At 75.9% G+C, this 12,265-nt stretch carries 15 protein-coding genes; 5 read left to right on the forward strand and 10 right to left on the reverse strand.

Annotation, left to right across the window (positions count from 1 at the left end; translation table 11 throughout):
• Positions 1–23: 23 nt before the first annotated feature.
• A complete protein-coding gene (locus DER29_RS05605; RefSeq protein WP_121399025.1) occupies positions 24–416 on the reverse strand; it encodes a cupin domain-containing protein in 393 nt (130 codons plus the stop codon).
• Positions 417–660: 244 nt separating this feature from the next.
• Positions 661–1,146 (reverse strand): septum formation initiator, encoded by a 486-nt coding sequence (locus tag DER29_RS05610; protein ID WP_121396356.1) that lies wholly within the window; start codon positions 1,144–1,146, stop codon positions 661–663.
• A 102-nt stretch (positions 1,147–1,248) separates the two neighbouring features.
• Between DER29_RS05610 and DER29_RS05615 the strand changes: the two genes are divergently transcribed.
• The 4 genes from DER29_RS05615 to DER29_RS05630 all read left to right on the forward strand — a co-directional run bounded on the left by DER29_RS05615 (position 1,249) and on the right by DER29_RS05630 (position 5,214).
• Positions 1,249–1,944, forward strand: coding sequence for a response regulator transcription factor (locus tag DER29_RS05615; RefSeq protein WP_121396357.1), 696 nt, complete (start codon positions 1,249–1,251; stop codon positions 1,942–1,944).
• Complete coding sequence (locus DER29_RS05620; protein ID WP_121396358.1) at positions 1,941–3,218, forward strand: HAMP domain-containing sensor histidine kinase; 1,278 nt, start codon at positions 1,941–1,943, stop codon at positions 3,216–3,218. Before DER29_RS05615 ends, DER29_RS05620 begins: the two co-directional genes overlap by 4 nt.
• 114 nt (positions 3,219–3,332) lie before the next feature.
• Positions 3,333–3,863, forward strand: a complete 531-nt coding sequence (locus tag DER29_RS05625; RefSeq protein WP_121399027.1) for a PepSY domain-containing protein — start codon at positions 3,333–3,335, stop codon at positions 3,861–3,863.
• Positions 3,864–4,110: 247 nt separating this feature from the next.
• On the forward strand, positions 4,111–5,214 hold the full coding sequence (locus DER29_RS05630; RefSeq protein ID WP_199729410.1) for a hypothetical protein: 1,104 nt from the start codon (positions 4,111–4,113) through the stop codon (positions 5,212–5,214).
• 43 nt (positions 5,215–5,257) lie between these two features.
• Here the strand turns inward: DER29_RS05630 and DER29_RS05635 are convergent, their stop codons facing one another.
• Positions 5,258–5,539, reverse strand: coding sequence for an adhesin (locus DER29_RS05635; RefSeq protein ID WP_121396359.1), 282 nt, complete (start codon positions 5,537–5,539; stop codon positions 5,258–5,260).
• A gap of 181 nt (positions 5,540–5,720) precedes the next feature.
• Complete coding sequence (locus DER29_RS05640) at positions 5,721–6,794, reverse strand: NAD(P)-binding domain-containing protein (protein WP_121396360.1); 1,074 nt, start codon at positions 6,792–6,794, stop codon at positions 5,721–5,723.
• Positions 6,795–6,929: 135 nt separating this feature from the next.
• On the opposite strand from DER29_RS05640, the gene dacB reads away from it, so the two are divergent.
• Complete coding sequence (dacB, locus tag DER29_RS05645; protein WP_121396361.1) at positions 6,930–8,513, forward strand: D-alanyl-D-alanine carboxypeptidase/D-alanyl-D-alanine-endopeptidase; 1,584 nt, start codon at positions 6,930–6,932, stop codon at positions 8,511–8,513.
• A gap of 38 nt (positions 8,514–8,551) precedes the next feature.
• On the opposite strand, the gene DER29_RS05650 is transcribed toward dacB, so the two are convergent.
• From DER29_RS05650 to DER29_RS05675, 6 genes are all read right to left on the reverse strand, one after another.
• Positions 8,552–8,878 carry a hypothetical protein gene (locus DER29_RS05650; RefSeq protein WP_199729137.1) on the reverse strand — a complete coding sequence of 109 codons (327 nt, stop codon included), beginning with the start codon at positions 8,876–8,878 and terminating at the stop codon, positions 8,552–8,554.
• Positions 8,879–9,016: 138 nt separating this feature from the next.
• Positions 9,017–9,361 carry a DUF1330 domain-containing protein gene (locus DER29_RS05655; protein WP_121396362.1) on the reverse strand — a complete coding sequence of 115 codons (345 nt, stop codon included), beginning with the start codon at positions 9,359–9,361 and terminating at the stop codon, positions 9,017–9,019.
• Between the two features lie 117 nt (positions 9,362–9,478).
• Positions 9,479–9,910 (reverse strand): nitroreductase family deazaflavin-dependent oxidoreductase, encoded by a 432-nt coding sequence (locus DER29_RS05660; RefSeq protein WP_121396363.1) that lies wholly within the window; start codon positions 9,908–9,910, stop codon positions 9,479–9,481.
• Between the two features lie 98 nt (positions 9,911–10,008).
• A complete protein-coding gene (locus DER29_RS05665) occupies positions 10,009–10,971 on the reverse strand; it encodes a hypothetical protein (protein ID WP_233599649.1) in 963 nt (320 codons plus the stop codon).
• A 171-nt stretch (positions 10,972–11,142) separates the two neighbouring features.
• Positions 11,143–11,592 (reverse strand): pyridoxamine 5'-phosphate oxidase family protein, encoded by a 450-nt coding sequence (locus DER29_RS05670; protein ID WP_121396364.1) that lies wholly within the window; start codon positions 11,590–11,592, stop codon positions 11,143–11,145.
• Positions 11,593–11,638: 46 nt separating this feature from the next.
• Positions 11,639–12,232 carry a pentapeptide repeat-containing protein gene (locus tag DER29_RS05675; protein ID WP_121396365.1) on the reverse strand — a complete coding sequence of 198 codons (594 nt, stop codon included), beginning with the start codon at positions 12,230–12,232 and terminating at the stop codon, positions 11,639–11,641.
• Positions 12,233–12,265: the final 33 nt, after the last annotated feature.

Genomic DNA, 12,265 nt, shown 5'->3' on the forward strand with positions numbered 1-12,265 from the left:
GCCGCCTCAGGCGGCACCGAGGGTCAGGAGGTGGGCGGCTCGTCCTCGCCGGCGGCCTCGGCGGCGTCGGCCTCCTCCTTGGTCCGGTGCACCGCCTGGTCGGCGTGCTCGGGCGGGCCGTAGACCGTGTAGAGCACCAGCGGGTTGGGGCCGGTGTTGACGAAGTTGTGCTTCGTGCCGGCCGGCACCACCACCAGGTCGCCCTGCACGACCTCGCGCTTCTCCCCCGCCACCTGGGCCTCGCCCGTACCGCTGACGAAGGTCAGGATCTGGTCGATGTCCTCGTGGACCTCCTCGCCGATCTCGCCACCCGGCGGAATCGTCATGATCACCAGCTGGGTGTGCTCACCGGTCCACAGCACCCGCCGGAAATCCGGGCTCTTCTCGGCGACGGTCGCGATAGTGAAATGCTCCATGCCGACGCACATACCCGCTGCGGCCCGACGGCACGCCGGGACTCGCAGATGGTGGAATTCGCCACTCGTGCGGGGTTTCGATCCCCGGTGGACGGGGATCGAGTGAGTAGCCGGCGCACGGTGGCCGGTCGAGCCAGGTCCCCGCCGGCGTACCGCCGTACGGCTGCGGTGGTGGGAGACGGCCAGAGCGCGGCGACGTTCCGATCCCCGGGATCCGAACGGCGCCGCGCGCTCGTTCCCCGGCTCAGTCGTCGTCCTCGACCGCCACCGGCTCCAGGCCCACGCAACGCAGCTTCAGCTCGAACTCCCCGGACGGGCCGGCGAAGGCGACCTCCACGTCGTCGTCCGGCCCCCGCTCCGCGTCCGCGACCCGGTAGCCCTGGGCGGGCGTCCAGGAGACCAGCCGCACCCCGTCCGGCCCGCACTCGGCCACCGCGCTGCCACCGGTCGTGGCGAAGGCCCGACGTGCTCCCGCCGGGGCCGAGCCGGTCGCTCCCGGCGACGACGGCCCGCCGGTCCCGCTCGCCGACGGCGACGACGGCGCGCCGACCCCGGGGGTGGTGGGCCCGGGCGAGGCCAGGGCACGCTCGATCTCCTCCTGGCTGAGCACTCCGCCCGGGGTGCCGGCGATGCTCTCCCCCACCCACCGGATCGCGGCCACCCCGATCAGGGTGGCGACGACGGCGGTGGCCAGCCACCCGACGACGGCGAGGAACGAACGGCGGCGCATGCCCCGAGTCTCCCCGATCCGAGGTTGGGACGAGCCCCGCACAGGGCTAAGGGAGGGTTAACGTCCGGGCCGGCGCGTCGGGTGGCGGCTAGCCTGCCACCTGTGGCCCGCCTGCTGCTCATCGAGGACGACCTGACGATCCGTACGCCGCTGCTGCGGGCACTGCGCGAACGGGGGCACGCGGTGGCCGCCGCCTCGACGGCGATGACCGGCCTGCGCGACGCGCTCGACGACCGGCCCGACCTGGTGGTGCTGGACCTGGGACTGCCCGACCTGGACGGCCGCGAGCTGCTGCGGATGCTCCGCGCGGTCAGCGCCGTGCCGGTCATCGTCGCCACCGCCCGCGACGACGAGACCGAGATCGTCCGGGTGCTCGACGCCGGGGCGGACGACTACGTGGTGAAGCCGTTCACGGCCGCGCAGCTCGACGCGCGGATCCGGGCGGTGCTCCGCCGCGGGACCGGGTCCGCCCCGGAGGAGGACCCGGCGCTGGTGGTGGGCGGGCTGCGGGTCGACCCGCGGTCGCGGCAGGTCACCCTGGACGGTGCGCCCGTCGAGCTGACCCCGCGCGAGTTCGACCTGCTGCACCACCTCGCGGGCCGGCCCGGCCAGGTGGTCACCAAGCGGGAGCTGCTCGCCGAGGTGTGGCGGGTGCCGTACGGCGGCGCCGACAAGACCGTGGACGTGCACCTGTCCTGGCTGCGACGCAAGCTCGGGGAGAGCGCGCAGGCGCCCCGCTACCTGCACACCGTGCGGGGCGTCGGGGTCCGGCTCGAAGCGCCGGGGAGCGCCGGATGAGGGCCCGGCTGGCGCTGCTGGTCGCCGCGGTCAGCGTGCTCACCCTGGTCGCCTTCCTGGTGCCGCTGGCGCTGCTGGTGCGTACCGTCGCGGCCGACCGGGCCACCGTGCGGGCCACGGCCGACGCGCAGAGCCTCGTCACCGTCGTCGGTACCGCCGACACCGCGACGATCCGGCTGACCGTCGACCAGCTGGCCACGGAGTCCGCGCGGCCGGTCACGGTGTTCCTGCCCGACGACACGGTCCTCGGCGCCCCCGCCCCGCGTACGGCCGCCGTGGCGCTGGCCGCCCGGGGGCAGAGCCTCACCGCCGAGTCCGGGCGGGGGCGGGAGGTGGTGATCGCCGTGCAGGGCCGGCCGGACGGCACCGCCGTGATCCGGACGGTGGTCCCGCCCGCCGAGCTGACCGCCGGGGTGACCCGGTCCTGGCTGGCCCTGGCCCTGCTCGGCGTGCTGCTGGTGCTGATCGGGCTGGCCGTCGCCGACCGGCTGGCCCGCACCCTCGTCCGGCCGATCGGTGAGCTCTCCGCGGTGTCGCACCGGCTGGCGAACGCGGAGCTGGCCGCGCGCGTCACGCCCGCCGGGCCGCGCGAGCTGCGTGAGGTGGCCGGTGCCCTCAACCACCTCGCCGGCCGGATCCAGGTGCTGCTGGTGCAGGAGCGGGAGGAGGTCGCCGACCTCTCGCACCGCCTGCGCACCCCGCTGACGGCGCTGCGCCTGGAGGCCGAGTCGCTGCGCGACCCGGAGGACGCGGCCCGGGTGACCGCGGCCGTGGACGGGCTGGAGCGGGCGGTGACCGGCCTGATCCGACAGGCCCGGTGGCGGGTGCCGACGGCCGGGGCGGCAAGCGCCGACGCGGCGGCCGTGGTGGCCGAGCGGGTGGCGTTCTGGTCGGTGCTGGCCGAGGACACCGGGCGGGCCGTGACGCTCGACCTGGCGCCGGGACCGCTGCCGGTGGGCGTGCCCGCCGACGAGCTGGCGGCGGCGGTGGACGCCCTGCTCGGCAACGTCTTCGCGCACACTCCGGACGGCACCGCGTTCGCCGTCCGGCTGGTGGCGGCGGAGGCGGGCCGGGCGGCGCTGACCGTGTCCGACGAGGGGCCGGGGATGCCGCCCAACACGATCGACCGGGGCGCGAGCACCGCCGGCTCGACCGGCCTGGGCCTGGACATCGCCCGCCGCGCCGCCCAGTCCAGCGGTGGCCGCCTGACCCTGCACACCGCGCCCTCCGGCGGCGCCGAGGTACGCCTCGAACTCGGCCCGCCCTCGTCCTGACCCGTCCTCCGGCCGCGCCCGGACAGGCTTAACCCGGCCTTAGCGTTCGGGCAGCGTGGCGCTATCCGGGCCGGCGCGATCCTGGGAACCAGCAACCGAGGAAGGGTGAACGAGATGAAGCGCAAGTCCCTGATGCTGGCGTCGCTCGGCGGCGCGGCCGTGCTGGCCGTGACCGGCGCGACCTTCGGCGTCGCGGCGGCCGACAACGGCGCGGCCCGGGCGACCACCCTGGCCGCCGCCACCACCGCCCCGACGACCCCGGCCACGCCGGGCACCCCGAGCGGCACCGGGAGCAGCGCCCCGGCGACGAGCGGCGCGCCGACCACCGGCGGCACCCCGGCCCCGTCGGGCAGTGGTGCGCCGGCCACCGGCGACGACGCGGTGACCGAGCAGCGGGCCGGCGAGATCGCGCTGGCCCGGGCGGGCGGCGGCAAGATCGTCGAGGTCGAGCGCGAGGACGAGGACGGCCGGGCCGTGTGGAGCGTCGAGATCGTGGCCGGGCAGACCGAGCACGAGATCGACGTCGACCGGGGCGACGGCACGGTGGTCAAGGCCGAGCAGGAGCCGGTCGACGACGATGACGACGACGACCGGGACGACGACGATGACGACGACGACGACGACTCGGACGACGGCGACGACTGATCCGTTGCCGGTACCGCCGCCGTCCCGCCCAGTGCGGGGCGGCGGCGTCGTCGTTGCGGGCACGCGGGACGGCGGCGACGCCGTTGCGGCAGGCGGCGAGCGGGCCCGGCCCGGGGCTGGCGGCAGGGGCGCGAGCGACTGGCACCGTCCCGGCGAGCTGCCGTCGCCGACGGGTGCCGCACGCCCCGGCAGGCGGGACGGGCCGGTCGGCCCTGTGACCGACACCGATGTCTGGCTACATTGGGGTATGGTGCCCGCCCACCGGGGCCGGGCGGCGGAACCGGTCTACCGCCCCATCCTCGCCAACCGGCGGGGTGAGCTGGAGGCGCTCGGTCATCTCGACGACGTCGTCGCCCCCCTGCTCGCCCCGGTCCTCCAGGTGTCCGTCCTCGACCGGTTCACGCTGGACGTGCTGCGTCGGCTGCCCGCCGGGCTGCTCACGGCCGTCGACGTCACCGGCCTGCCCGACGCCCCGGAGGCCGAACTGGTCCGCTGGGGCGTACCGCTGGTGCCGGTGATCGGGCTCGCGGACAGTGACCGGCGCCTGGTGGCGCACGGTGCCGCGGCCCGGGCCCACGCCCAGCGGGCGGTCGTCCGGCTGCGGGTCGGCCACGACCGGGCCGGCCCGGACGCGGCCACGGCGGCGGCGGAGCGGGTCTGGCGGTTCACCGGCCTGGTGCCCGAGCAGTGCGACCTGCTCCTCGACGCGGGCGACGTGTGCTGCCGGGCCGACGTGCGGGTGGCCGAGCCCCGGGTCCGCCGGCTGCTGGAGTGGGCCCGCCGGCACGCCTGGTGCTCCGTGAGCGTGGCGGCGGGCGGGATGCCCCCGGCGGTGTCCGCCCTGCCCACCGACGAACCGGTGCGCCTCGACCGCTGGGACTGGCAGCTCTGGCAGCGGCTGGCCGACCTCGGCGTCGGGTACGGCGACTACGGCGTCGGCACCGCGGTGCCCGGTGCCGACCGGTCGGGCGACCGGCTGCCCACCGTCCGCTACACCACCGACGGCGCCTGGTGGGTGTACCGCTGGTCGCGGCGGGGCGGACGCGGCGACGACCGGTTCGCGGACCTGTGCCGCACCGTGGTCTCGGCGCCGCACTGGCCGGCCACGGGCGCGGCCTTCTCCTGGGGTGACCACGAGATCCTGCGGCGCGCCCGCCGGGGTGCCGGCGCCGGGTCCGCCAGCAACTGGGCGGCGTGGAGCACCTCGCACCACCTGGCGCACGTGCTGGCCTCGCTGCCCCAGCCGGGGCGGGAGTCCCGGCCGGGGCCGTGGCGCTCCGATCAGGCGCCGCCGGAGCGGGGCCGACCCGCCCGAGGGCACCGCAACGGGGAGACCCGCCGGGCCGGCTGAGCGCCTCCCCGCCGGGCACCGGCGGGGAGGCGGCGCCCCGCCGTCACTGCTTCTCGGTGAACCCGAACTGCACGATGCCCTCGTCGTCGACGCTCGCGTCCACCGACGCGTCGCCGAGCAGCTCGGCGGCGTCGGAGTCCAGGAAGATGCGGGCGCCCTGGTTGTCGACCACGTGGTCGCCGTCGGCCGGTTCGGCGACCAGTTCGACGGTGAGCGAGCCCGCGTCGGTGTCGGCGGCGATCCGCACTCCGCCGTCCTCGGCGACGTCCTGCTGGTTGGCGAGATCTCGGATGACCAGCACGGCGTTGTCGGTCATGGTGAGCATGGCGGAACTCCTCGTGGATTCTCGGATTCGCGGTGCGGGACCGGGGTTCGGCCCGCGGGCGAGCACACGTGGGAGGCGATGGAAGGGCGACACGCACATCGCCGTCGCGCTTCGGGGCAGCTCAGGGCCCCTCCACGGCCTACGGTGCCCCCTGTCGGGGGATCCGTCAAATAGAGCGGGGTCAGTGCGCGGCGCCGGCCGGGGCGAGTCGGGCGCGGATGTCGCGTACCGCCGCGCGGCCCGCCCGGTTGGCGCCGATCGTGCTCGCCGACGGGCCGTACCCGATCAGGTGAATGCGCTCGTCGGCGACCACGCGGGTGCCGTCCATCGTGATACCGCCGCCCGGCGCGCGCAGGCGCAACGGCGCGAGATGGTCCAGCGCGGCCCGGAAGCCGGTGCACCACAGGATCACGTCCGCGGGCACGAACCGCCCGTCGTCCCAGGCCACCCCGTCGGGCGTGATCCGGTCGAAGACGGGTAACCGGTCGAGCACGCCGCGCTCGCGCAGCCGGCGCAGTTCCGGCGTGAGCGGCAGCCCGGTCACCCCGACCACGCTGGCCGGCGGCCGGCCCGCGCGTACCGCCGCGTCGACCAGGGCCACCGCCGCGCGCCCCCGCTCGGGGGTGAACTCCTCGTCGCGGAAGTCGGGTGGGCGCCGGGTCACCCAGGTGGTGCCGGCGGCCACGGTCGAGACCTCGGCGAGCAGTTGGACGGCCGACGTCCCGCCGCCCACCACCACGACCCGCCGGCCGGCGAACTCCGCCGGTCCCCGGTAGTCGGCCGTGTGCAGTTGCCGGCCCCGGAAGGTCGACCGGCCGGGGTAGTGCGGCCAGAACGGCCGCGTCCAGGTGCCGGTGGCGTTGACCAGGGCACGGGTGGTCCAGGAACCGTGGTCGGTGTGCACGGCCAGCCGGCCGTCGGGCCGGTCGCGCACCTCCCGGACCCGCACCGGGCGCCGCACCGGCAGGTCGAACTCATGCTCGTACGCGGCGAAGTAGGCGCTGACCACCTCGGCCGCCGGCCGGTCGGGCCCGGCCACCGGGAAGGGCAGACCGGGCAGGTCGTGGAAGCCGTGCACCCGGTCGAGTCGCAGCGTGGGCCAGCGGTGCCGCCACGCCCCGCCCGGCCCGTCGCCCCCGTCGAGGACCACGAAGCCGTCCCCGGGGGCGAACCCGGCGCGGCCCAGGTGGTGGCCGGCGGAGAGCCCGGCCTGCCCGGCCCCGATCACCAGCACGTCGACGGAGCGCTCGTCCATGCCGGGTACAACACCGGCGGGCCCGCCCGGCTGCCCGCCGGAAGCGTCTCGCCGGTCACAGCCCGCCGGGCCCACGGAAAATTTCTTTCCATCGACGGTCTTTCCTGGCAGATACCTGCATGGCAGCATCACCCCATGCATCGTCGTCTCTTCCCCCGGACGCTCGCGCTGGTGGCGCTGGTCGCCGCCGCGGCCACGGCGGGCGCGCCCACCGCCACCGCCGAGTCCCCGACCCCCGCGGCGACCCGGCTGAACGCCACCATCGACGCGATCCTCGCCGACAGCCGGCTGGCCGGAGCGCAGACCTCGGTGGTGGTGAAGGACGCGACGACCGGGGAGACGGTCTACCACCGCAACGGCGACCGGCGCCTGGTGCCCGCCTCCAACACCAAGCTGCTGACCTCGGCGGCGGCGCTGGAACTGCTCGGGCCGGGCCACCGCTTCAGCACCGAGGTGCGCACCAGCGGCGCCCGCCGGGCGGGCCTGGTCTCCGGCAATCTCTACCTGCGCGGCGGCGGCGACCCGACCATGCTGGCCGCCGACTACGATGCGCTGGCCGCGCAGGTCGCCGCCGCGGGCGTCCGGGTGGTCACCGGCAACCTGGTGGCCGACGACACCCGCTACGACAGCACCCGCCTCGGCCCCGACTGGACCTGGGACGACGAGCCGTACTACTACGCCGCGCAGGTCTCCGCCCTGACCGTGGCACCGGACACCGACTACGACGCGGGCACCGTCATCGTCCACGCCGCCCCCGGCGCGAGCGCCGGCGCGCGTCCGGTCGTCACCACCACCCCGGCCACCCGGTACCTGAAGATCGACAACCGGGCCGAGACGGTCGCCGGCGGGGAGACGTCGGTCTCCTTCGAGCGCGCGCACGGCAGCAACACGGTCGTGGTGACCGGGCAGATCGCGCTCGGCGCCGCGCCGGCGAGCGACTGGGTCAGCGTCTGGGAGCCCACCGGCTACGCCGCCGACGTCTTCCGGTCGGCGCTGCGCCGGCACGGCGTACGGGTGCTCGGCCGGACGGTGCCCGGCCAGGCCACCCCGGAGGGCGCGGCCGAGGTGGCGCGGCACCACTCGATGCCCCTGGCCGAGCTGATGGTGCCGTTCCTCAAGCTGTCCAACAACGGGCACGCCGAGGTGCTGACCAAGGAGATCGGCCGGGTGCTCTCCGGCTCCGGCACCTGGTCGGCCGGGTTGGCCGCGATCAGCGAGTACGTCGCCGACGTCGGGATGGACACCGGCACGCTGCGCCAGCGGGACGGCTCGGGGCTCTCCCGGCGCAACCTCATCCCCGCCGACGAGTTCGTGGACCTGCTCACCGCCGTGCGCGACGAGCCCTGGTTCGACACCTGGTACGCGGCCCTGCCGGTCGCCGGCGAGGCGGACCGGTTCGTCGGCGGGACGCTGCGCAGCCGGATGCGGGGCACGGCGGCGGCGGGCAACGTGCACGCCAAGACCGGCAGCCTGACCGGCGTCTCCGGCCTCTCCGGCTACGTCACCGACGCCGACGGGCGGGTGCTGGCGTTCTCGATCCTGCTCAACAACTACCTGGCCTCCTCGGTGAAGACGCTGGAGGACCAGATCGCGATCGCCCTGGCCTCGTACACGGCCAAGGGCGTGAGCGGCGCGCGGGTCGCGGCCCCGACGGCGCCCGACGCCCCCCGGGTCCCGGAGGGCCTGGAGTGCGCCTGGGTCAAGCCGAACGCCTGCTGACGGGCCGGCGGGGCCCGGTGCGGGGGCCCCGCCGGCGCTCAGGCGCCGGGGCGGTGCGGAATCTCGGCCGCCGGGTCGCCGCGCTCGATCAGCGCGGCGATCTCGGCGGGACGCAGGCCGCGCTGCGCCAGCACCCGGGTGCCCCAGCGGTGCAGCCGGCACGGGTGCGGGCTGGCGTCGTTGCGGCAGACCGTCCCGCCGGACCAGAGCCTGGGCGCGTGCACCACGACCGCCCGCACGGCGAACTGGGCGTCCTCGACGGTCACGTACGGCGGCAGCGGAATGTCCCGGAGCACCTCCCCGGACGACTCCCCGGCGCCCCGGGAGGCGGCCGGGCGGACGGTGCGGGTGGTGACGCTGCTCATCGGTCAAGCCTCCACAGGGGATTGTCGGAGATGGACAGCAGAAAGTTACGACAGGCTTGACGCAACGCGACGGACAAACTGTCCCGCGAGGTGGACACGGAGCCCGCGGCGGGACCGTCCTCGGGGCGGAGCCGCCGGTCAGCCGGCCGCCCGCGCCCGCAGCCGGGCGGCCGTCCGGCGGGGGTCGTAGTCGGACCCGACGCCGTCGACGATCAGCGCCGCGCCCGGGATGTGCCGGGTGCGCAGCGGCAGGATCTCCTGGTACGCCGGCGAGTCGTACCAGGCGCGGGCCCGGTCCAGGTCGGGGAACTCGATGACGACCACGGTGCCCGGCCAGTCGCCCTCCCTGACCTCCACCTCGGCGCCGTGCACCCGGAACCGGCCGCCGAACGGGTCCAGCGTGGCCTGGATGCGCTCGATGTAGGTGAGGATGTCCTCGTTGACCGGGGTGTCGTGCAGGTGGGCGAGCGCGAACGCGGGCATGGTGCCTCCCGGGAGCCGGTCCGCCCGGCCGGACGACCGGGGCGGTACGCCGAGTCTTCCGCCGGCACGCCCCCGGCGTCGATTACCCGTCAGGTAACGACGGCGGGGTGCTCCCGCTCAGGCGCGTTCGAGCACGACGACGGGGATCTCCCGGTCGGTCTTCGCCTGGTACTCGTCGTACGCCGGCCAGATGGCGGCCATCGTGGACCACATGCGCGGCTTCTCCTCCGCCGTCGCGGTCCGCGCCCGCGCGGTGAACCGCTCGGCGCCCACCTGCACCTCGACCAGCGGCTCGTCGAGCAGGTTGAGGTACCAGGCCGGGTGCCTGGGGTCGCCGCCCTGCGAGGCGACGACCAGGTAGGCGTCGCCGTCGCGGCCGTAGATCAGCGCGGTGCGCCGCAGCTTTGCGCTGCGCCGGCCCCGGGTGGTCAGCAGCAGGGTGAAGACGCCGGGCCGCCACTCGTGCCCCTCGGCGCCGTCGGTCTCGACGTACCGCCGGATGTGGTCGGCCACCCAGCCCTGCGGACTGTCCAGCACCTGCTCGCCCATCGGCCCTCCCGTTCGCCCTCGCGCACCCGGTCGTCGCGACCACGCTACTCCGGGCAGCGGCCGGTCGCCGGGCGAACGAGGCCGCCCGGAGACCCGCGTCAGCGCAGGGCGACCGCCTGGACGCCGACGTTGCCGCAGTCGTCGCTGAACGCCTGCTCCACCGTCCAGGTCAGCACCAGCCGGCTGCCCTTCGGCGCCTGGAACCGGATCGTGAACTCGGTGGACCGGCTGGTGTGCCGGTCCTCGATCCGCAGGGTCCGGCTCGGGCCGCCGACGGAGAGGCGGGCGTCCAGCCGTCCCCGCGCCATCCACACCCCGCCGTACAGCCGGACGGTGCGCGCCCTGCCGTCGGCGGCGACCGCGAGCGTGAAGCGGCTGCCGGCGCCGCACCGGTAGACCCCGTGGGGCGAGCCGCTCACCGACGCCACCGGGCTGCCGTCGCGCCAGCTGAAGCTCTCCTGGTTGTCGTCCCAGCCGCCCCGCCGGCCGGTGCCGCCCTCGTCGCGGATCTCGCCGGAGCCGCCGCGCTTGCGGACCGCCGACTCCGCGCCGCGCAGGCCCCAGTGGACCCAGTCGCGGCGGCCCACCGTGGTCAGGTCCACCTCGCCCGGCGCCTCGGTCATGCTGGCGGCGAGCACCGCCCGCACCGGCGGCGCGGACGTCGACGGCGTCGGTGGCGCCGGGGACGGGCTCGGCGGACGCTGCCGGGGCCGCAGCCCGGGCGAGACCAGGCCGGCGTCGAGGTCGCGCCCCTCCAGCCCGGGGAAGCCGCTCGGCCGGCCGGCGCCCGCCGGTACGCCGCCGGCGTTCTCGCCGTCCGGCTCGGGGTCGCCGGCGGTCAGGTACGACACGAGGGCGACCAGGCAGGCGACCACGGCGATCCCCTCGACGGCCCACCGGCGGCGCCGCCGCGCCCGGGCCAGCCGCCGCAGGTCGGTGCGGGTGTGCCCGGCCTGCGGCGGGGGCGGGTGCGGCGTCCCGGGCGGGGCTGCCGGCTCGCCGTCCCGGCGGCCGTACCTCGACGACCGGATGTGCTGTCGGGTGAGGTCTTCCTCCGCCACCGACCCTCCACTCCCCACCGGCCCCGGCCGGACGCGGGCGTCCGTTGTGGGCGGCGGCCCGCGCCCGCACCGCCTCGTCCGTCGCGCCGGACGGACGGGCGTGTCCAGTTCGTCACCGGACCGTAGCGGACATCGATCAGGACCACGGTCGCGGGTCCTGCGGCGGTCGGCTCAGTCCCGCCGGCGGCGGCGCAGACCCCGGCCGGGATGCCAGCTCTCGATCACCAGGTGGTCCGGCGGGTCGCCCACCCGGGTCAGCACCACCTCGGTCAACTCGATCCGGAACCGGTGCGAGCCGTCCTCGCCCGGAGGCTCCTCGTGCGCCCGCCCGGCGATCTTCGCGTCGCCGCCCCAGGCTCCCGGGGCGTCGGCCGGAGTGTCCTCCGTCGGGCAGTGCAGCGCCACCCGTGGGTCGCGGCGCAGGTCGAGCGCCTTGACCGCGCCGGGCAGGCTGCCCAGTCGCAGGTGCCCGCCGTCGAAGTCGAACTCGGTGCCGCTGATCCGGGGCGAGCCGTCCCGGCGCAGCGTCGCCATCGTGCCGTGTTTGCGTACCGCGAAGCGCGCCCGGACGCGCTCGGCGAAGCCGGGCTCGTCCCGGACGAGATCTGACCACCATGCCATGGGGCCCAGCCTGGCAGGCAATCCGGACAACCCGCGTCGGCTTTTCTCAGCGGATCTCGAAGCCGAGCGCCTGCGCGATCACCACGGTCTGCCCGGGGTCGACGATCGCCCCGGCCCGCTCCACCACCGTCGGGTCGAGCGCGGTCAGGTCGCTGCCGCGCAGGTCGGCCCCGGACAGCCGGGAGCTGTGCAGCTGCGCGGCGGAGAGGTCGACGCCGGTGACCGTGGCCCCGGTGAGGTTGGCCCTGGTCAGATCCACCTCCCGCATCCGGACGTCGGTGATGCGGACCCCGCGCAGGTCGGCGCCGGGCAGCGCGACGAACGACCAGTCGCCGCCGGCGACCGTCAGCGGCCGCAGGTCGCACTGGGCGAAGGTGCTGCCCACGAGCTTGCAGCCGGTGAACTCCGCCTCGAAGAAGTTGCACCGCTGGAAGATGCAGCGGGTGAACGCCGAGTCGGTGTGCCGGGAGGCGTTGAACTTCACGTTGCCGAAGGTGCAGCCGTCGAAGACCGCGCCCCGGCTCACCGCCTCGGTCAGGTCGACGTGGAAGAACTCGCACCGGACGAAGCGCCGGTCCACCAGTTCCTCGCCGTACCAGTCCTCGTTGCGGAAGCTCTCGTCCTCGGTCAGCTCGGGCATCGGACCAGGCTACCGAGGGGGTGGGACAACGGC

The organism is Micromonospora sp. M71_S20 (assembly GCF_003664255.1).
In the GTDB taxonomy this organism is placed as follows: domain Bacteria; phylum Actinomycetota; class Actinomycetes; order Mycobacteriales; family Micromonosporaceae; genus Micromonospora.

What these genes read in the sequence shown, in the direction of transcription:
- DER29_RS05625 (WP_121399027.1), top strand. Translation starts at nt 3,333, where the DNA reads ATGAAGCGCAAGTCCCTGATGCTGGCGTCGCTCGGCGGCGCGGCCGTG.
- DER29_RS05605 (WP_121399025.1), bottom strand. Translation starts at nt 416, where the DNA reads ATGGAGCATTTCACTATCGCGACCGTCGCCGAGAAGAGCCCGGATTTC.
- DER29_RS05635 (WP_121396359.1), bottom strand. Translation starts at nt 5,539, where the DNA reads ATGCTCACCATGACCGACAACGCCGTGCTGGTCATCCGAGATCTCGCC.
- DER29_RS05660 (WP_121396363.1), bottom strand. Translation starts at nt 9,910, where the DNA reads ATGGGCGAGCAGGTGCTGGACAGTCCGCAGGGCTGGGTGGCCGACCAC.
- DER29_RS05650 (WP_199729137.1), bottom strand. Translation starts at nt 8,878, where the DNA reads ATGAGCAGCGTCACCACCCGCACCGTCCGCCCGGCCGCCTCCCGGGGC.
- DER29_RS05630 (WP_199729410.1), top strand. Translation starts at nt 4,111, where the DNA reads ATGGTGCCCGCCCACCGGGGCCGGGCGGCGGAACCGGTCTACCGCCCC.
- DER29_RS05675 (WP_121396365.1), bottom strand. Translation starts at nt 12,232, where the DNA reads ATGCCCGAGCTGACCGAGGACGAGAGCTTCCGCAACGAGGACTGGTAC.
- DER29_RS05670 (WP_121396364.1), bottom strand. Translation starts at nt 11,592, where the DNA reads ATGGCATGGTGGTCAGATCTCGTCCGGGACGAGCCCGGCTTCGCCGAG.
- dacB (WP_121396361.1), top strand. Translation starts at nt 6,930, where the DNA reads ATGCATCGTCGTCTCTTCCCCCGGACGCTCGCGCTGGTGGCGCTGGTC.
- DER29_RS05610 (WP_121396356.1), bottom strand. Translation starts at nt 1,146, where the DNA reads ATGCGCCGCCGTTCGTTCCTCGCCGTCGTCGGGTGGCTGGCCACCGCC.
- DER29_RS05620 (WP_121396358.1), top strand. Translation starts at nt 1,941, where the DNA reads ATGAGGGCCCGGCTGGCGCTGCTGGTCGCCGCGGTCAGCGTGCTCACC.
- DER29_RS05640 (WP_121396360.1), bottom strand. Translation starts at nt 6,794, where the DNA reads ATGGACGAGCGCTCCGTCGACGTGCTGGTGATCGGGGCCGGGCAGGCC.
- DER29_RS05655 (WP_121396362.1), bottom strand. Translation starts at nt 9,361, where the DNA reads ATGCCCGCGTTCGCGCTCGCCCACCTGCACGACACCCCGGTCAACGAG.